The organism is Novipirellula galeiformis, assembly GCF_007860095.1.
Classification (GTDB): Bacteria; Planctomycetota; Planctomycetia; order Pirellulales; family Pirellulaceae; genus Novipirellula; species Novipirellula galeiformis.
This window is the reverse complement of record NZ_SJPT01000014.1, coordinates 40,610-60,493: the sequence shown is the minus strand read 5'-3', so window position 1 is coordinate 60,493 and position 19,884 is coordinate 40,610. Positions and strand designations below refer to the sequence as shown.

Annotated in this window: 10 protein-coding genes; 3 read left to right on the top strand and 7 right to left on the bottom strand. The window is 56.1% G+C overall.

The annotated features are described in order from the left end of the window. Positions 1 to 183 precede the first annotated feature (183 nt). Positions 184 to 3,138: a response regulator gene (locus tag Pla52o_RS24635; protein ID WP_146597301.1), complete on the top strand. Its 2,955-nt coding sequence runs from the start codon at positions 184 to 186 to the stop codon at positions 3,136 to 3,138. 151 nt (positions 3,139 to 3,289) lie between these two features. On the opposite strand, the gene Pla52o_RS24630 is transcribed toward Pla52o_RS24635, so the two are convergent. The 3 genes from Pla52o_RS24630 to rnk form a co-directional block, all read right to left on the bottom strand. Continuing rightward, entirely contained in the window at positions 3,290 to 4,453 is a 1,164-nt protein-coding gene (locus Pla52o_RS24630) for a right-handed parallel beta-helix repeat-containing protein (RefSeq protein WP_146597300.1), read from the bottom strand. A gap of 620 nt (positions 4,454 to 5,073) precedes the next feature. Further along, on the bottom strand, positions 5,074 to 6,384 hold the full coding sequence (nhaA, locus tag Pla52o_RS24625) for a Na+/H+ antiporter NhaA (RefSeq protein ID WP_146597332.1): 1,311 nt from the start codon (positions 6,382 to 6,384) through the stop codon (positions 5,074 to 5,076). A gap of 909 nt (positions 6,385 to 7,293) precedes the next feature. Beyond that, complete coding sequence (gene rnk / locus Pla52o_RS24620) at positions 7,294 to 7,707, bottom strand: nucleoside diphosphate kinase regulator (RefSeq protein ID WP_146597299.1); 414 nt, start codon at positions 7,705 to 7,707, stop codon at positions 7,294 to 7,296. Between the two features lie 23 nt (positions 7,708 to 7,730). On the opposite strand from rnk, the gene Pla52o_RS24615 reads away from it, so the two are divergent. Beyond that, a complete protein-coding gene (locus Pla52o_RS24615; protein WP_146597298.1) occupies positions 7,731 to 7,973 on the top strand; it encodes a hypothetical protein in 243 nt (80 codons plus the stop codon). A gap of 25 nt (positions 7,974 to 7,998) precedes the next feature. Here the strand turns inward: Pla52o_RS24615 and Pla52o_RS24610 are convergent, their stop codons facing one another. The 3 genes from Pla52o_RS24610 to Pla52o_RS24600 form a co-directional block, all read right to left on the bottom strand. Continuing rightward, entirely contained in the window at positions 7,999 to 8,358 is a 360-nt protein-coding gene (locus tag Pla52o_RS24610) for a hypothetical protein (RefSeq protein WP_146597297.1), read from the bottom strand. 122 nt (positions 8,359 to 8,480) lie between these two features. Next, positions 8,481 to 9,878, bottom strand: coding sequence for a sigma-54-dependent transcriptional regulator (locus Pla52o_RS24605; protein ID WP_146597296.1), 1,398 nt, complete (start codon positions 9,876 to 9,878; stop codon positions 8,481 to 8,483). A gap of 173 nt (positions 9,879 to 10,051) precedes the next feature. Further along, on the bottom strand, positions 10,052 to 11,215 hold the full coding sequence (locus Pla52o_RS24600) for a sensor histidine kinase (RefSeq protein ID WP_146597295.1): 1,164 nt from the start codon (positions 11,213 to 11,215) through the stop codon (positions 10,052 to 10,054). 757 nt (positions 11,216 to 11,972) lie between these two features. On the opposite strand from Pla52o_RS24600, the gene Pla52o_RS24595 reads away from it, so the two are divergent. Next, positions 11,973 to 13,307 carry a vitamin K epoxide reductase family protein gene (locus tag Pla52o_RS24595; RefSeq protein WP_231612633.1) on the top strand — a complete coding sequence of 445 codons (1,335 nt, stop codon included), beginning with the start codon at positions 11,973 to 11,975 and terminating at the stop codon, positions 13,305 to 13,307. A gap of 105 nt (positions 13,308 to 13,412) precedes the next feature. Here Pla52o_RS24595 and Pla52o_RS24590 read toward each other — a convergent pair whose 3' ends face one another. Then, positions 13,413 to 18,851 (bottom strand): Ig-like domain-containing protein, encoded by a 5,439-nt coding sequence (locus Pla52o_RS24590; protein ID WP_390620925.1) that lies wholly within the window; start codon positions 18,849 to 18,851, stop codon positions 13,413 to 13,415. Positions 18,852 to 19,884 lie beyond the last annotated feature (1,033 nt).

Here is a 19,884-nt window from a genome sequence, read left to right as displayed (position 1 = left end):
TTCGTCATCCTTTTCGCTCAAACCCCATGCAGGATGGTGACAACGGGTCGGAGGTCCTTTTCCCGGAACCGGAATCGACCTCGAGTTGCCGCAGAACGGCGTCATATTCGTGCTTGCAAAACCCCCATGCACTTCGCTGGCATGGTAGCATAGCGGGCAAGGTCTCTTGAAAAGGCTCATCGTTTGGGAAAATTTCACGATCCAAAATTGATCGCAAGATTTCACCGGGCATCCCGCGTCGCAAGCGTGGCGGTGATCACGATCAGTCTGCTCGTGCTGATCGGCTGGACGCTTGATCTCGAGCCGCTCAAAACCGTGCTGCCTGGCAAAGTGGCAATGAATCCAGGTGGTACCGCGATCGGATTTCTGCTCTGTGGCACGGCACTATGGCTGTCGCAACGCCCTGGCGGGCTGAAGGCATCCATTTCGGTTTCACAACGTTGGGCTATAGCACTTGCCACGCTCGCCGCCTTGCTCGCGCTGGGCCGCATCCTGGGCTACAACCAGGACTTCGACTGGGGCCCCGATCGATGGCTATTTCCGACGAAGCTTGATGCCTACGAAATCCCCAACCGCATGGCGCCCAATACGGCGTTGAATCTATTGCTCTGTGGTCTGGCAATCGTTTTCACGAACCTTCTCGGGCGCTGGCGTCATCACGTGACCGAAGGGTTGACGCTATCCGCAGCGTTTGTCTCGCTGTTAGCAATCGTTGGCTATGCCTACAGCTCGGTCAGCTTGATTGGCATCAAAGCTTACATCCCGATGGCACTCAACACCGCGGTCAGTTTTGCGATTCTCTGTATCGGGATTTTGTGTGTGCGGCCCACCGAAGGGCTGATGTCAATCGTGACGGCCCGGGGCGCCGGAGGATTGATGGCCCGGCGAATGCTCCCCGCCGCCATCTTCACTCCCGCCGTGATCGGTTGGCTGTGTTGGTGGAGCCAAGCACAAGGTTGGTTCGACCAATTGATGGGGTTGTCGCTGTTCGTGTTAACAAACATCGTGGTCTTCGGTGCGTTGATCTGGTGGAACGCGGCGTCGCTCAACCGCACCGATGCCGCACTGCAGGAAGCGCGGATCGAATCGGAATCCGCAAACCGCGCCAAAAGCGAATTCCTAGCAAACATGAGCCATGAAATCCGCACTCCCATGAACGGCATCATCGGCATGGCGGAACTACTTTCGGATACCAAGCTTGGACAGGAACAACAGGAGTTCCTGGGTTTGATCCGCCAGTCCGCCGATTCACTGTTACGACTGCTTAACGACATTCTCGATTTCTCGAAAATCGAAGCCGACCGTTTGGAATTGGAGCAGATTGAATTCGACTTGCGCGATTGTGTTGGCGAGGCGATGAAGTTGTTCCTGTTGAAGTCCGAAGAGAAGGGGATCGAGTTAGCGGCCCGAATCGATCCCGCGATCCCTTTCCGACTCGTCGGTGACCCGGGACGCTTGCGGCAAATCATCGTGAACTTTGTTGGCAACTCACTCAAGTTCACCGAAGCGGGCGAGGTGGTTGTTAACGTTAGCGGCGAAGATGTGACAACCGAAACCGCCTCACTGCACGTCACGGTGCGGGATACCGGAATTGGCATCCCGTATGAAAAACAGAAAAAGGTGTTTGATGCATTTTCGCAAGTCGATTCCTCGACGACTCGACGCTTCGGTGGCACCGGCTTGGGTTTGACGATCTCGCGACGGTTGATTGAGATGATGGGAGGACAAGTGTGGCTACAAAGCACTCCCGGCGTGGGTACCACATTTCACTTTTTAGTTCAATTCGATATCGCAGCCGATCAAACACCACGTCGCCCCGCCGAGTTGTCACGGCTTGCGGGCACTCGCGTGCTTGTCGTTGACGACAACCCCACTAACCGGCGAATCTTGAAGGAGATGCTCGCTCATTGGAAGCTGGACGCGGAACTGGCATCCGACGGCGAACAAGCGCTGCAGAAGTTTCGTGCCGCGGATCGAGCTGGCGAACCATTTCGCTTGATCCTATTGGATTATCACATGCCGACCCAGGACGGAATCCAGTTCGCTGAGAAGTTATCGCGTCTGCATGCCAAGTCGCCGATCAAAATTGTGATGTTATCGTCGTCGGCCAGCGGGATGGAGCCGAAACGATTGCAACAGGCCGGGATTGTGCGATTCATGACCAAGCCGGTGATGGCGTCAGAATTACTCAGCGTCGTGCTCGACGTGATGGGCGTGACCGAACCAGACTCGACCAACGCAGCGCCGCAGAGCTCCACTGCGACGCAACGTCCCGTGTTCCAATGCAAGGTCCTGCTGGCCGAAGACGGCGTGGTCAATCAGCGCGTCGCCACCGGATTTCTAAAAAAATGGGGACACGAGGTGGTGATTGCGAATAACGGACGCGAAGCTGTGGAAGCAGCGAGACGCGAAGCCTTTGACTTGATTTTGATGGACATCCAGATGCCCGAGATGAACGGGATCGAAGCAACCGCGGCCATCCGAAAACGGGAAGCGAAGGACGGCCGACACACCATCATCGTCGCGATGACCGCCAACGCAATGAAAGGAGACCGCGAGCGATGCCTCGCCGCTGGGATGGATGACTATATCTCCAAACCCTTTGACTCGCTGGAGCTACAACGCGTCCTCGCTCGGAGCACCCCGGAGGACTCGTGCAGCAAATCGAGCTCCGCGATCGACACGCCGCCAACCTCTCGTTCCACGCCCACCGCTTCGCCATCCCCGCCGTCGCCATCCCCGCCGTCGCCAGCCCCGCCGTCGCCAGCCCCGCCGTCGCCAGCCGACGATGGATCGCAACTCGATTGGGCATGGACGCTCAAACAAACCAGTGATAGCGAGGAAATGGCCCGCGAGCTGGCGAATGTTTACTTGGCAGAATCACAACAACTGCTCGGCAAAATCCAAGCGGCACTGGACTCCGGCGATGCCGATGCACTCTCGCGTGCGGCCCACACGCTGAAAAGTGCCGCTGGATATTTCGGCGCTCCCACGGTCGTCCAATCGGCTCAACAACTCGAAGATCAAGGGCACTCGACCGATCAACACGACATCGAACCAGTCCACGCTCAGCTTGTCGAAGCGGCTGAGCGATTAGCGGAGGAACTCAAACTCAAACTGAATGATTTACCCGCTTAAGAGTCAATCGCGGGTGTGCCCCCGTTTAACGCTGTCACCCTAAAAGGGCAGGACCAAGCGAGTTCACCGGTCCGCGTGAGCTCTCCTACGCAGACCGCATCGCGCACTAACCTGCCAGCGTTTCTTCGTCGACCGTTCTGATGACAACCGCTCACTCATCCGTGAACATGCCGTTGCCGTTGAGCAGGATTTTTTTACACTCACCCACTTGAGTCACCGCTTCGCTGCTGAGTCGCGAAAACAAGTTGCCTGAGATCACCACGGACTTGCAATTTTCCAATAGAATCCCAGTCGCTTCGTTGGGGTTCGCTTCCAACTTGGTCGGCTTGTTTTTTCGTCGTTGCAACGGCTTACCCTCGGCGTCGTTTCCGATCCAGGTGTCGCAAAAATTATTAGCGCTGATCGTGATGCTCGCGGAGTGACTTCGTACCGCGACGGCCGCATTTTTGACGATCGTGAAGGTATTGGCTGAAATCGCACAACCATGCGCGTCGCGCAGATCAATGCCTCCGGCGAAATCGTGCGCGATCACGTTGGCCGAGAGCGTAATGCCATAACAATCGCGGTCCAGCACCATTGCCCAACCTTGGCATTCTTCGATCATGTTTCCCGTGATCACCGATCCATAGGTGTTCTCGATGACAACGCCATTGCCTAAATGGTCATCGAGATTATTCCCCGTCATCGTCAAATTGTAGGCATCAATACACTGGACTCCGTCCTGGTTTTCCTCGAAATGATTGGCTGAAACGATGATGTCGTGTCCGCCCTCGATGTAGACACCGCAATTTTTGTTGTAGGTGAACAAATTATCGCTCACACGAGGGTCTTCGTAACAGAAATACAAATGCAACCCGTCGCCACCGTGGTAACTGCTTGTCACGCCATGAACCATGATCTCTTCGATATAGCGAGCCTCAATTCCCGCACCGCTTTTCTCATTTCCGGTAACGCGTAAGTCGGCGACGCTGACTCGCCACAAACGCTCTTTCGAAGGCGTGACTTTACCCGAATAGGCAGGGTTTTGGATCAAAATCGCAGGCTTTCCCTCGGTATTCTTATTGACGATGTGCGACGCGGCGCCGACCCCAACGATGCGTGTGTCACCCGTTTTGATCACCAGCGGCTCGCTAATCTCATGCGTCCCCGGTGGGATCTGCAGCACTCCTCCCGATGCAGGAACGGCATCGGCAGCTTCCTGAAGCGTGGAAAACTTGCTGGCGTCGATAATGGCTTCGTTGGCGATTGCTTCGATGGCAAACAGGCCAAGCTGACAACCGACGGTAAAAACGGAAATGAGCAGGGTCAATCGCATGGATGGTATCTCTTGCAGGGTGAAGGAAGGATCACGGTGTCCATTTAGAATTCACAAGTGGCCGCTCGATGCGCGTGACAACATCGTTCGTTCCCGAAGACGATTCCCGAAGACGAACGAGTTTGCTAACGGTCCATGGCTCTCGATACAGCGTCTTCTAATCGCACCGCCCAACGACGTGCAGACGGAAACAACGAAGACGCAAAGAAAATCCGGACCAACCGAAGGCTAGTAAACACGGAAACAAAGGACAGGGTGACGGCGGGACACTTGTCGAGAGCCGAAGTCATGCTCGCCCCTCTGCGCTACAGCATACGTAAACCGCAGCGACTTTTCCACTCGTTCGTCCGCCAAACAGGCTGGCGCGTCGATCACGACACCCCGCCGGCTTCGGCCCGCCTTTGCTGAGCCAAACGGCCAGCGAGGCAATCGCTGGCGCGTGCCAATTGACCGCAGCGCAATCCACCGCAGCGCGTCGCTGGGGAATCCTGCGACATCAAACCAGGCGTAGAAAAACACTCCCTAGGGCACTATCGTCGGCATGGCTAAGCCAACACAACGAGCTCGTTTCGACCACGGCGGGTCGCGGGCACTCAAATTCCGGCGACCCCAAGCGACCTCTAGCTCGCCTCGGAACGAGAGACGCCCGCTTTGGGAAGCATCACCAGCAACAGCACCATACCGCACACGGCGCTGAGACCTGATCCTATCAAGACGCCGGTCTTGGCCGTATCGAAACCTTCGTCACCGAACGCCAAACCGTCAATGAACAACGCCATGGTGAATCCGATGCCCGCCAAAAAGCTGCCTGCCGTCAAAATTCGCCAAGTCAGTCGCTCGGGCATTTTGGCCCATCCCAACCAAACCGTCACCGCGCTGAACAACAGCACTCCGACCGGTTTGCCGACCAGCAATCCTAAAACCACCGCGATGGCGACCGGGTCACTGACATTTGCCAATTCAAACGGCACGCCGGCATTGGCCAGTGCAAAGACGGGAATGATCAGAAAACTGCTCCACGGGTGGAGCGTCGTTTCGAGGTACTCCAGTGGCGAAACCGTCTCACGCGTCAAACGTTGAACCTCGCGTACCTTTGCAGCCCGGCCCTTGAATGACGTCCAATCTCCGCCTCCAAACGACTCGCTTGTGCTGTTCAAGTACTCATAAAAATGGCTCGGCACAATCGTTGCTTTAGCGGGAGTCATCAATCCCAAAATGACCCCAGCCAAGGTTGCATGAACGCCCGACTCGTGGAACGCAAACCAAGCAACCAAACCCGCGACGATGTACGGAGGAAACCGGCGAATACCAACCCGCGAAAAGAAATGAACGATCCCAATACCGACACCCGCGAGCATCAAGAACCGAAGATCCAAATCGTTTGTATATCCAATCGCAATCACGATAATGGCTCCGATGTCATCAACAATCGCAAGCGATAGCAATAACACACGCAAGCTATTCGGGACCCGCGAACCCAACAACGCTAAACAGCCGACCACAAACGCAATATCCGTTGCCATCGGAATCCCCCAACCACGCGCGGCCGGTTGATCGTATTGCAGTGCCAAATAAATGCCCGCCGGGACCACCATCCCACCCAACGCCGCTGCAATTGGCAGTATCGCACTGCGAATATCGGCCAAAGCGCCATGCACGAGTTCGCGTTTGACTTCTAATCCGATCACGAAAAAGAAGAGTGCCATCAAGCCGTCGTTGATGATGTGACGCAGCGAATGTTGGAACTCCCAGGATCCGAACGAGAAGCCCACCTCCGTCTTCCAAACGCTCAAATAAGAGTCCGCCCAAGGCGAATTCGCCAAACCGATTGCGACCACCGTACAAATCATCAGCACGATGCCGCTGGTGGCTTCGATATGTAGAAAATGAGCAACCGGACGAACCAGACGGTCAATCGGTTGCTTGGGCATTAGCGTGGAAGCGTCACGAACGGGCACCTTTGGATCACGACCTTCACCGTCGTGCACTGTTGATTCAATCATACTCAAACTTGGTTCGTGAATTCGGACACTTGTCTGTAAATGAAATCGGGATGGATCAGCGGAGCACGCTGATTGCCGTCAACGCTAATCCGCGTCAACGAGGCTTTTTTTGACGTCGGTCTCACCCTGCTCTACGAAATCCCCTGCACCCTTCTCGCCAACCTCCACGCGCTAGTGCGGATCGGATTGACGGTGGCAATGTACCATCAAAACCCACATGCGACGATGCCGTTAGATCAGGGCCGTTGGATCTGGCAATGCCGTCTGGACTCCCCTGACGGATGGTCGTAACGGTCCCCCTCGGGTTGCACACACTAGGCAACGCATCGCGTTACATCGCCCGTGTTTCATGGGGCGTGTTTCATGGGGCGCATCGCATCAGTGGCGCATCGTGACCGCAAAATCGAACGCTGGTTCGCTGCGCCCGTTTTGCACCTCTCGCTCACCGACACCCCATAAACGCTCACCTCACAAGGGGTAGCTGATTTATCCCAATCGCCACCAACGAGTCTGGTTCCCATCGTTATGAAAACATTCGGCGGGGCACGCAACAGCGATTTTACGAACCGTCGGGTTGTCCGTTGGCCCGCTCGTCACGGCCCTCCGCAAGGATCGCAGAAAACCAACGCGGTTCACATAATCGACGCTGCCGCTAACGCCTCGGCTCTGGGACTCGTCTAAGACCAACTCGCCAAGCGAGGGCGGTGAGAAACCGGTCCCGCCGGATGAAGAGATGCGTGATTTGGTTGGTCTGGTTTATCAGTCACAATCCAGCGGCCGGATGAACCTCACCACGGGGCCAACGGCCCCTGCTTTGGCTTGCGAAGGACCGCTCTGCTAGGTGGGCATCGTTTCGCGTTCGGGTTGGAACACAATCTCTTCGATCCGCATTTTGCATTCCCCGCTTGGTACCTTCCAACGCACCACATCACCGGTCCGACAGCCAAGAATCGCAGTACCGATCGGAGCCAGAATCGACAACTTGCCGGAGGCGATGTTAGCCTCTTCAGGATAAACGAGGGTATAAGTTTCGATCTCTTTGGTCTCCAAATCGAGGAGTTTTACGATCGAATCCATGGTCACCACGTCCGGTGGCACTTTCTGCGACTCAACGACTTTGGCAGCATCCAATTCGCCGCGCAAATCTTTCAAGCTAGTCTTGTCACTGATCGCTCGAGTGAAGGCACTGGCCAGAACTTTATCGAGTCGCTCATAGTCATTGCGAGTGATGACAATTTTCTTAGTGGCCACGGGAGTGTTCCATATCGGGGGTGATGTTGAAGAAAAAGAAAACTGAAAAGGGGGTCGCCAAGCAGCTCAGCAACATCAAAACGGAAGACGCGACCACAGTGATCAACGCGCACAAAGCGGTGCATTCCTCTTTCAATCGCGTCAATGCCCCACGGCCGTTGCTTCCCATTGCAACCGCTGGACCAAACTCATTGGCTAGACACGAAGATGAGCGGGGAAGTGATCGTAATTTGCCAAGAACAGGGAAGTTGTCGAACTTTTTTTGAAAAGGACGACGGCTAAGACGAGAGCTCAAACACGCTCGTGCTGCCGCCACGACGTCAACGCCCGTTGTCGCGTGTCGCGGGGAGTTAACGTTGCGTGCAATCGAGTTCGCTTGGGTGGGTGAGGAACGACGAGCCGCAACGATCGCCCGTGAACCTCCAGCGAAAGCTCCGTCCAGGCAAACAGGGCGTGTTGGCGGCTAAATTGCCGCGTGGCGTGAATCGCAAGCTGAACGCCATAATACGACGTTGCCGTCCCTCGAACCCTGACCGCTTCGACTTCGGCGTCGACGCAAAGGTTTTGAATCAAACCATGCGTCACCGTTTGCAACGCCGTTTGATAAGAATTGAGCCATTCGTTTTGCTGACTCCATTGATCGATCGACACAAGAACCGTCCTTGAATGAGAATGAACCGAATGCGGAGACACGCGTTCTCCATGTCACTGCGGTCGTGCAATTCCGATGCCGCCGCCATCCGATTCATCGCCATGTCGCGTTCCCGAGTGTTCTATTGGCGATAATCCGCCGCAGCGATCTCATGTTTTTTTAACAGCTTATGCATTCCTTGACGCGAGAGTCCCGCTTGTTGTGCCGCTTGCGAAATGTTTCCGCTGTGTTTTTCAAGGAGGGATGTGAGATAGGAGTGCTCCGCGTTCCCCAAAGCTTTGTCGCGCGAGGCATTGCCAATCACCGAGCCCGCCGCTTTGCCATCGGTTGGGGGACGCCGAAGCGGTTCGGGCAGATCCGCGACTTGGATTAACTCCGATCGAGACAACGCCGCCGCTCGCTCAATCGCATTTCGAAGTTCGCGAATGTTGCCAGGCCAATCGTATTGACGAAAACAATCGAGCGTCTCGTCGGAGAAACCAACCACCGATGACCTAGCCGAGCGCAGTTGCGGCAGGAATCGCTCAGCTAACAGGATCACATCGTCACCACGTTCGCGCAGCGGTGGCAACATGATGTGAATCACACCAAGGCGATAAAACAGGTCGCGGCGGAACCGTCCCTCCCTGACTTCGAACTCCAAATCGCGGTTCGTCGCACAAATGAACCGAGTATCGACTTTGATTGGAGTATTTTTGCCCACCGGGGTAAATGTTTGCTCTTGGATCGCTCGCAACAGCTTGGCCTGAGAAGCTGCGGGCAACTCCCCCAGCTCGTCAAAAAACGCCGTTCCTCGGTGACCATGACTGAGCAAACCGGATTGGTCCTTCACCGCACCGGTAAAGGAACCCTTGACGTGCCCAAACAAAACCGATTCGAACAACGATTCGGGGATCGCGGTGCAATCGATGACTTGAAAATTGTTATCGCGACGTTGACTATGTTGGTGAATCGCCTTGGCGACAATCTCTTTCCCCGTTCCACTTTCGCCCGTGATCAAGATGTTGGTATCGGTTTCGGCCACTCGATCGATGATGTCGAATAACTCCAGCATCGCGGCGCTGCGCCCGATTATTTCAGGGAATTTCTCAGTCAATCCAACCCGCTCGATTTCGCTGCGTTCGACCGCAGGCAGCGAGTTGGAGGGTAACGCCAGGGCGCGTCGCACGCTGCTAAGCAGATCTTCGAACTTGACCGGCTTGAGTAAGTAGTCCGCAATCCCCAGCCGAATGCTCTCAATCGCGGTCGGCACCGAGGGGACTCCGGTGACAACGATCAAAGGAATATGAGACCAATTCCGGCGTCCCTCGCGGAGCAATTCCAGTTTCAAGTTGCCGGGCATGTTGAGGTCCGAAAGGACGAGATCGAAGGGCTCACTGTTGAGCGCTGCGAGCGCCGCATCGGCATCCGCAACACAAACGCATCGATAACCCGACTTGCGCAGCAATTCCCCCGTGGTGCGCAAATAGAGCGGCTCGTCATCGGCGATTAAAATTCGGGCAAGAGGTGTATCGTTCATAGCAGATTTGTTGAATTTAGTAGCTAACGTCACGTGGACTTACGGTGAATCGACGAAATCGAATCACAGAGAATTAGAAAACCAATATCGCGGCAACGCGAGAGCATCACTCGGCAACCGAACGTGGCGAAATTGTCGCTGCATCAATAACGCTGGGGCCGATCTGGGGCACCCTAAATCTTCTGAAATACGGCACCGAACTCCGACCCTTCACCCAACCGACTCTCGACCTCGATCGAACCTCCCATCGCTTCAATCAAACTCCGCGAAACCGATAACCCCAATCCCATTCCTTGCTTCAAATGGCCCGATTTGGTGCTGAAGAAAGGGTCAAAGATATGCGGCAGCGCTTCGTTGTCGATCCCTTCACCGTGATCGGTGACCACCACTCGTACCGATTGCTCCGAAGCGACCACGTCGATTGCAACCGATTGACCTGGGCTGGACGCCTGAATCGCGTTGCGAATCAGATTCAATAAAATTTGCTTCACCTCGCCTTCGGGCAGAGTCACTTGCGTCGACGAATCACGGCACTGCAGATCGATTGTCACCTCCGCTTCGTGCATCAACGGTTCCAATAATGAAACCACATCGACGATCGCCTTTTCGATCGTGAAGGGAACTCGGTGCTGCGGTCCCGGCCGGTACAGTTGGTACATCTGATGGGTGATCGAGCTGATGCGTTCGATTTCGCTATCGATCAATTCGAGCAACTCAAAATGCTCATGCTCCGGCTTCAGGTCGGCTTTGAACAGCGCGAATGCATTACGAATTCCCGCCAGCGGATTGTTTACTTCGTGTGCAACGCCCGCGGCAAGTTGCCCTAGAGCAGCCAGTTTCTCCATTTTTCGGCGATGCATTTCAAGCTGGGCAATGCGAGCGGTGCGTTCTTGTACGAGTTGCTCGAGATGCTCCGCGTGCAACCGCAACTGTTCGCGAAGTTGGTGACGTTCGGTAAAGTCACGCACACTCGCACGGAACCCCAGGTGCTGGGCAAATTCGTCGTACATCGGTTGCCACGAAACGGCCATCCAGCGATCACTACCGTCGCGATGAATGGCGCGAAAATCGACGTCGTTCCCAAAATTTCCCGCCTTGGCCTCGCGCATCACCTCAGCCATCCGATCGCGGTCCTCCGGGGCGACCATAGGCAAGGGGTAATCCGCCATCGCTAAACATTCTTCGGGTCGATACCCCGTCATCCGCTCGACCGCCGCATTGACCCACAACAACCGCCCATCGGGTGAGTGCCAACTTTCCCAGTCATAGGTGTAATTCGCGATCGCTCGGAAGCAATCGTTACTGATTTCGTCTTTGGTTTCAGTGTTGATTCGCATGAGAGCCATTCTACCATCGCCGCCCCGACTCGTAGCAGTCGGTCTTTAAACCTTTCGCCCCACGTCTCACCGTGGAATGCAATTCACCGTGGGACGCAATCAATATGCCATGGAATGCCTTGGACAATATGCCATGGAACGAGAGCCAGCTCAAATGGTTCGATCCGAACCCTCGCTCTCCGACGCCATCATCTCACCGAAAAGTATCGCGTTGCAAGAAACTCACAGAGAAAATCCTCGGTTGAAATCACCCGTCGAAATCCACTCGAGCGAAGATCGTCGTCGGCCCAGGTCTGCCCTCCTCATTTTCATTTTAAAGTGGCCTCCGCTGATCTCGCGGTGCGACAATTTTCAATAGCCCTCGTGGCGTACGACACCAGACTCTTGCCGGGTCAAATTGCCCGAGTCGGTTCACGATTGCCGCGGTCGCGCGATGCGTGAGCCCTTTTCGTTCAACGTGATCGCAAATCTCTCAAGAATGCGACGCGAGGGCCAGCTCGAAAGGGGGGCGTGGCGCGTTTTTGGCTCAATCTCATCCGCGATTCAAGCCATATTTTAAATGGGGCCGCATTGCCCCCACGACGTGGCACGCTAACTGCGTTTGCTATCGCAGCACTTGAGTTACCATCATGACGCGCCCCCTTTTTTCGACGAGAAATCCATGTCCGCCGCCGATCTCCTTGACCGCCCGTCGTTCCCTTGGTCGCTTTTTCAACGTGAAGTACAAAGTCGCCCAACGCGTCATCGATCCCGTCCCATGCGTCGTCCTGCCGTGAAATGGATGCTGTTGGCATGCAGCTGCGTCGCCTTGCTAAGTAGCGGCTACCTCGCCTGGGTCTCGTTGACGTCTGGCTCGGTCGCGGGTTGCAGTGGTTCGCTTTTCAATTGCGACCACGTATTGCACAGTCGTTGGGCAACGATTTTGTCCGTTCCCGTTAGCATCCCGGCAATGCTGACACACGCGACCCTGATTGGATTGTTGATGGTCGGGCGTCTGCGGATGCCGATGGAGCGTTATCGATGGTCCGCCATCAGCTTTGCTGCGATTACGGCAGGAACCGCCGCAGTTTGGTTCACCGGGCTGCAACTGTTCTGGCTTGAGCATCTGTGTCCCTATTGTCTCGTCGCCCACGCTGCGGGAGGGATCGCCGCCGCCATCGTGCTAACACACCGTCCGTTTGGTATCGCACCGCTATTGAAGATCGTCCCTGCTGCAATCGCATCGGTCGCCGTGTTGATCGCGATTCAGCTTGCTACGCCGGCTCCCGATACGTTTGAAACAATCAATTATCCCACCGTGCCGTCCGCCATCCAACCCACTCCTGAGGCTGCGATCGACGAGGATGCCAGCTTGTTCGAAGCCCCGATCTCGTCGACTCGTGCGTCACAGCCAAGCTTGATTCCCCAATCGATCGTGATGGCGATGTTCTCTCCGGGAATGTTGGTCCACGCCCAAGTGGATCAAATCGCGGCGGGAGCATCCGGAAGCGAACCGAAGCAACGACACACCGCAAAAATTCTGGGTGGCATCGAACTCGACACGTCTCAGTGGCCGATTATCGGACGTCCAGATGCAGAGCTGGTGTTCGTCGAAATGTTCGATTACACCTGTCCTCATTGTCAACGGACCCACGCCGCATTGACCGAGGCCCAGAAACGTTACGGCGATTCATTAGCCATTGTTTGCTTGCCGGTACCGCTGGACCGCGCCTGTAACCCCACGGTCAAACGAACCGGCGCCGCTCACGTCGAGGCCTGTGACTTGGCTCGACTGGCGATCTCGGTTTGGCTTGTCGACTCCAAAGCGTTCAACTCCTTCCACGATTATCTCTTTGAAGCCAAACCTCGCTATGCGGATGCGTTGCAGCATGCGTCGGAACTCGTTGATGCTGCGAAACTACGTCAAACGATGGCGGGCTCGACGCCGGGAGCTTACATCACTAAACATGTCTCGCTATACGAGAGGGCGGGCGGCGGGGTGATTCCCAAGCTGATGTTTCCACGCAGCACCACGGTAGGGGAAGTGGCTTCGAGCGAGCGATTGGTGCAATTGATCACGCAACATCTTGGACGTATCCCCGCAAAACCATGATCGGCACGCTATCCATTGGCTGCGTGTCCCCTTTCCTGCTCGCCCCGTCGTTTTTCACGCATTAAAAACGCGAGCGTTGGACGCATTAAAAAGGGGCGACCGATATTACAAATCCGCCTGCAGGAACAGTTCCGTCAACGCCTGGTCCCGTGCTTCCAATGTGGCGTCGCTGTGACGAGTCATCTCGCCGTCAATCACGACAACGGCGTTTTGCTCTGGATTGGTAGCGGAATTGGGAATCGCAATGCGGGCCGACGATTCGCGCGTGACGTCGCCAACACCCTGCTCTCTTGGTCGCTCCGCTCCAACCTCCACCCTGGGCGTCGGTAGGATCGCCAAGGCCAATGTTTCGGTCGGCGGGGATTCCGGCTCTAACAATTCGTCGACCGTTAATCCGCGCGGGTGCCGCTCAATGAAATTGATCACGTCCAACGCATCCAGCACGGTCACCTTGGCGATCCCAAAGTTATCCACCGAGCCGTTCACATCATAATAAAAATTGGCCAGTTCAGCTTGTGAACTCGGCGTGGCCAGCATCACCACACTGCTTTGGTAGCGGTTCAACAAATTGATAATGTGCAGTGCGTCCAACGCCGTTGTAGCACCGCTGCGATTGACGTCGGTAGGTGCAAACGGGTTTTGCCAAGGCCGAGTATTGATGGTCTCAACTCGAGCTAGTCCATTGGTCAAAACATGGCGTTGCCCCACGCCGTCAAAAATGGGTTTGCGTACGACCCAACCGTCACCCACGTAGTTCACCTTATCGTCCTCATCATGCACGACGGTCAAAACGTTGTTGAGATCCGTGGTGTCAATCACGCTCTGGGCATCGAGCGTCAACTCGTTCGGACTGTTCCCAACGATATCAATCCGCTCGAAATTCGACAGCCGGCTTTGATTCGAATTGGTGAGATCCAAATGGCGACCACTCCCGCCGAGCACGAACGTGTCGTTGCCACTTTGACCGTCCAAGATTGGCAACAAATCAACTGGCAAATCAAACCGAAACACGTCCGCTCCGTCACCGAGGTTCACCCGCGTTGTCCCGCTCGCCTGTTGGAAATCGACCACTTCACTGTGATTGCTATCGATCCGCAGGACGGTGTCGTCATCGTCGGATCCCGTGTTGTAGACAATGTTGTCGTCGCTATCGGCAAACACGAACTCACGATCCACGACCTCCAAGGTGTCCTCAATCGGCTCCAAATCAATTGCGTTGAGGTCGTAGTCGTTGACCCCGCCGTTGCGATTCGTTGAGAACGTGGTGCTCAGGATCGATTGGAAGTTCGTCTTCAGAAACTCCAGTGGCGGACCATCTGGGTTTCCCCTTTCCAACCGCAGTGCATCGTTGCCCCCAACGCCTCCATCAAAAACAAACCGGGGCAAACCGTTCGTCCCCAAGGTGCGAAAGATCAGCAAATCATCGAGATCGGGCGTTCCATTGAGCCGAATGGTTTTCGGGGCAAGCGTTCCAGGCCGATAGATGATGTTGCCGCTTTCATCTCGCACTACAACTCCGCCGGCATCAAGCTCTACGATGTGCCGCAGACCTGTGGGTTGAAGGTTCACCACCGCGGCGATCGGTTGATTCGATACGACGACCGCCGACCCCAGAAAACCGGGGCCCAGCTCGAATCCTCCGCGTTCGGTGAAATTAGTGCCATCGAACACCTTGACTTCCGCAGGCACGCCCACCCCTGGGGTAATGACGATGTCGCTAATCCCGTCCGCGGTGACATCCCCTGCGGCGACATGCACCCCGCCAAGAAAGCCCGGATCGTAGGCGAAGAAGTTGGCAAGCAAAACGGGGTCGGGCACAACCGCAGCGCGACCGATCCCCGCTAACAACGCCGAATCGATCGCTTTGACGTGACCGCCACCAATGGAACCACCCTGGTCCGCTCCGACGACGATGTCATCGAGTCCATCCCCATTGAAGTCAGCCGCGGTAACAAAAACACCACCGTTAAACGAAGGGCCAAAGGCAAAAAAGTCCGACTGGATCCACTCAGGAGGTAGCGAGCCGGACCGCGGAATTTGACTGGCGGTGTGTCCATCAAACACTCGCACATGAGGTCCGCCGCCAGCTCCGGTCGCAGTAATGATCTCGGCTTGACCGTCTCCGTTGAGATCTCCCGCCGCAACGCGAACGCCGCCGAAAAACTGCGGATCGAAAGCGAAGAAGCTCGCCAACACCGCTCCGGTAATCCCGTCAAAGACCTTGACCTGGGGAGCCGCCCCCTGCCCCGCTGCGACGATAATGTCATCAAACCCATCGCCCGAAACATCCCCCGCTGCGACAAACACCCCGCCACCGATATTTTGATCGAAGGCCTGGAAACCATGCAGCGGGTTGCCGGTAGCGCCGTCAAACACCTTCACATGGGAAAAACCGCCTGGCCCCGCCCCCGTGATGATATCGGAAGTCCCATCGCCATTGACATCGCCGCTGGCAACCCGCACGCCGCCGGTGAATGAAGGACCGTAGGGTTGAAAGCGAAACGTCTCGCCACCCGCATCAAACACTCTCACCACGGCTGGATTACCTGCATCCGCTCCAACCACGATGGATCCAAAGTCGATAATCGGAAGTGCAAACGAGGTCAACTCGATGGCATGCGACCGAATCTGGCCCGCCGAATCGGTAGCGCGCACTTCGACCTCATGATCCCCTGCAGAATTGGGAAGTTCAAATTCGAAGACGAACGGATCGAATCGCAGCGTCGCCTCGGATTGCCCGTCCACAAGCAACTCAACCGAACGAACCGCGACATCATCTTCCGCCTCTACCGCAACCCGTACGCGTGTCCCCTCGACCACCCCTTGTCCGTCCGCTGGGCTGAGGATGCGGACGGTCGGAGCTTGATCCCCAACAAGTTGTAATGTGATCGGCGCCGCGGAACTGCGATTATCGGCGATGTCGTGTGCGATTGCGCCGATCTCGACACTCGTCACATTACGGGGTAACACCCGATCAAAAACAAAGGGTGCTTCACTAACCGTTTCCACAACGATTCCATTGACGAGCAAGTCGACCGCTCGAACTTGGACATCATCACTGACCTCCACAGGAATCCGAATCGTTGTCCCTTCAATCAACGTCGTCCCGTTGTCGGGCGAGACAATTCTCACCATAGGTGGCGTCTCATCGACCATCACGGCGGCGGTCAAGTTCACCGTGAAGGTGGAGCTACTGCTGCCGTAATCGTTCGTTTCGAACGCCAATTGCCCGTTGAAGGTGCCCAATGAATCAGCGTCAAACCCCAACGCTACTTCGGTCCAACTACCCGCGGGTAAAACGTCCACTCCAGGATCGATGATCGAAAAGACGCCGTCGTTGACTCTCAAGTTACTCAACACGAGGTCAGCGATTCCTGTGTTTTGAATCTTGATTCGATTCAGCAGCGTGGCTCGTCCAGTTTGAGAATCCAACGCGGTCTGACCGAGATCAACGGTGTCCCCATGGTTAACCGAGGCACCGGATTGATCGTAAACCGCCAACGTCGCGGCCGGATCGATCCGGATCGCATCAGCCAACAACACGCCCGTCGTACCGGTTAGCTCCGTGCGGATCCCGGCACCACCAACCACCTCAATCACTCCTAAACGCTGCCAATCAATCCCGAACTCACTAAAGTCATTCGGAGCAATAAACTGATTGACGTTTTTGGAAAAGGAGTTGGCTCCGCTGTGGACCGTAAATGATGCGTTCGTTGCCGCCCCCGGTTGCGATCCCTCCCAGGTGGCGGAGACCAAATAGCGGCCGTCGGGAATCACCGTACGGCATTCCGGGAGCGTACAATCCCAAACACCGCCGGAGGTATTTCCGCTCGCCGGCGTGCGGGTCAGATCGCCAAACGCCCCGAATTCCACGCTTCGATTGCCGGACGAGGAAAACTCGGAATCGCCATCGTCAATGATCAGCGTGGAGGAAACCGGCTCGATACGCACTGCATCGGCGATCACAAACGAATCTGGGTCGTCGTCACCGAGTTCGGCGCCGGAATCGTACAACTCGACGGTCAGGGTATGGCCCGAAATGGGTGCGACCGCAAGATGGTTGAACAAGATTCCATCGACATCAAGCTCCCTTGTCGCGAGCTCTTGATTCACGCGGAGATCGGCTATGATCGGTCCCGTGGAATCACCATCACGAACAACGTACCGCGCGTTCTCACTGCGGTCTGGGGCGTGCGTCCAGGTCGCCGAGACAACAAACGGCCCCGGAGTGAGATCGTGAAACGTCCAACTCGCCACGTTGCCCGCATTGGCGGCACTGAATTCAATGTCGCCATCAAAGCCTTGCAAGAATCCTGGGTTGAATTGACGAGTAAAGCCTTCCGCAGCATAGCCTGAATCCCCGTCGTCAATGATCTCCGCCGCCGCACGAACTACACGGACTTCCGCGAAATTGACATACGACACGTCTCCCAGCCCGGTTCCGGGAAACGACAACGTGGTTCCATCATCGACCACCACCGCGCCACCTGCGTCCACGATCAAACGATCGGTCCCGCCACCCCCGTCGAGCGAGCGAGGGACGCTGAGCGGTTTCACATAAATCGTCGAATCGTCGTCCAAGGGCGACCCCACCAGATTTTCCCATTGGCCAATTAGCCGAATCGTGTTGCCCGCCGAATCAACGGTCTGGACCGCCGTCGAATCTAAATCGATCGTGATAGGAAGCAATGCGAGTGAAAAATTGAGTGTATCGTCGCCACCGGTATCGATGAAAACATCCGCGCCACCTGGGGTGGCGAACAGCGTGTCGTCGCCGGTTCCCGCATCGACACGATCGTCCCCGGGACCATCGAAAAGCATGTCCGCGCCGGGCCCGCCGAAAATGACGTCAGCGCCTTCGCCACCATCGACCCGATCCCCCCCTTCGCCCCCGTCGATGCGGTCGTTGCCCGGTCCACCGAACAATCTGTCATCGCCAAGTTCGCCTCGCAGATCATCCGCGCCAAAACCTCCAAAAACGATTTCGGCTAGCTCACTACCGACGACGATGTCGTCACCATCATGCGTGCGGATGTTGACTGTGGTGACGTCCACCACGTCGTATCGAAAGGTAGCCGGGAGGCCAAAACTGGTGCTGCCGTAATCCACCACCAACGTGTCTTCATTCACCGTGGCGGTGATCGTATCTGCCGACGCCGAATCGCTGCCGTGAATGAACACCGGTCCGCCCGGTAGATGATACAGCCCGCGAAGCGCACGGGTATTGTCTTCATTGAACGGGTCGGCATCAAATTCACTGACCACGTCCGTATTGTCCCCCACGGCCAAAATGAAATAATCCTCCAACGGATCGTCGCCCTCGACTCCTGGAAACGCGATTTCACCGACGTCCGATCCAATCGTCGCAGTGAGAAATCGATTTCCACCGACCCTCAAGTCATCGTAATCGCTAACCGGCACTGTCCCCAATAACGTGTCGCTCGCACTCAATTCCGCATCCTGCGACCGATAATATCCCAGATCGAACGGCGATGCATCTTCAAACAAAATGCGATAAGACTGGGTATGCAAGTCGGATCCCATGGCGAAATTCCGGCTCAACACGATGTCGGCGTCGGGAGTTCCGGCAAACAAATCGACCTCACCAAACGGAACCGGCGAACCGCTCGGAGGATCGGTCACCGAGGGATCCAAGTCGCTCGCATCGCGATCGCTTTGAAACGCGACTCGGGAACCATCGCGGCTTGCGGCCAAAAATCGTGTGCCGGAAATCCCATTGGGGCCGATCCCGGATTCACTGCTGGTCTTGCTCACCATCGAAGTCACACCGGTCCACAAATCACGCACATAAACATGACCGCCGGGAAACGCGGTGCCCGCGGGAATCAAATCTCTCGCCGTGCTGGAAAAGGTCACGTAGCGCCCCTCGCTGCTAATCGAAGGCGCGGTCGAACCGGCAACGCTAATGCCCACATCCGTATGCACGCCCACCCCCGTGCCAGCGGCGTTTATGCTGACCAAGATCATCTCCGTCTCGCCAGCTTCATCAAAAATCCCGTCGAGATCGGAGTCGCGGTCAAGCACAAAAATGTCCGAGAATGCGTCGCCATCGGTGATCCCCAAAGCTGGGTCAAGCAGATCGCTAGCGAGGGAACGAAAGACGATGAAGCGACCGTCATCACTCATCGCCGGGCCGGCACTCACTTCGCTGTCGAGCAAAGGCGACGGAGGAGTCGCGCGGTCACCGGCCACCAATCCCGCCACCTCGCGACTACGACTAACCAACGTCGTCGTCCCCGATTTCAGATCGCGAACAAATAGATCCTCTGCAACATTGTTATCGCTGGCTCCCGCGACCAAGTCCGTTGCACGGCTGAAGAACGCCACGTGCCGCCCGTTGCGACTGACCTGTGGTTCCCGCGAGTTCCCATTGCCTGAGTTGGTTCCCGTGCGGTTAATCGAAACCAAATCGACGGGTGAATTGCCGCTGCCGACGAAGACATCAATGCGTCCAGAATCGTTGACACCGCCCGTCGCGGCAGTGACCAGCCCATTGTTCGAGGTTGCAAAGGCGACCGTATCTCCGCTGCGGTCGGTCGTAAAATCAAACGTCGTC

What these genes read in the sequence shown, in the direction of transcription:
- Pla52o_RS24590 (WP_390620925.1), bottom strand. Translation starts at nt 18,851, where the DNA reads ATGGGATCCGACTTGCATACCCAGTCTTATCGCATTTTGTTTGAAGAT.
- Pla52o_RS24595 (WP_231612633.1), top strand. Translation starts at nt 11,973, where the DNA reads ATGCGTCGTCCTGCCGTGAAATGGATGCTGTTGGCATGCAGCTGCGTC.
- nhaA (WP_146597332.1), bottom strand. Translation starts at nt 6,384, where the DNA reads ATGCCCAAGCAACCGATTGACCGTCTGGTTCGTCCGGTTGCTCATTTT.
- Pla52o_RS24605 (WP_146597296.1), bottom strand. Translation starts at nt 9,878, where the DNA reads ATGAACGATACACCTCTTGCCCGAATTTTAATCGCCGATGACGAGCCG.
- Pla52o_RS24600 (WP_146597295.1), bottom strand. Translation starts at nt 11,215, where the DNA reads ATGCGAATCAACACTGAAACCAAAGACGAAATCAGTAACGATTGCTTC.
- Pla52o_RS24615 (WP_146597298.1), top strand. Translation starts at nt 7,731, where the DNA reads ATGTTGAAGAAAAAGAAAACTGAAAAGGGGGTCGCCAAGCAGCTCAGC.
- Pla52o_RS24630 (WP_146597300.1), bottom strand. Translation starts at nt 4,453, where the DNA reads ATGCGATTGACCCTGCTCATTTCCGTTTTTACCGTCGGTTGTCAGCTT.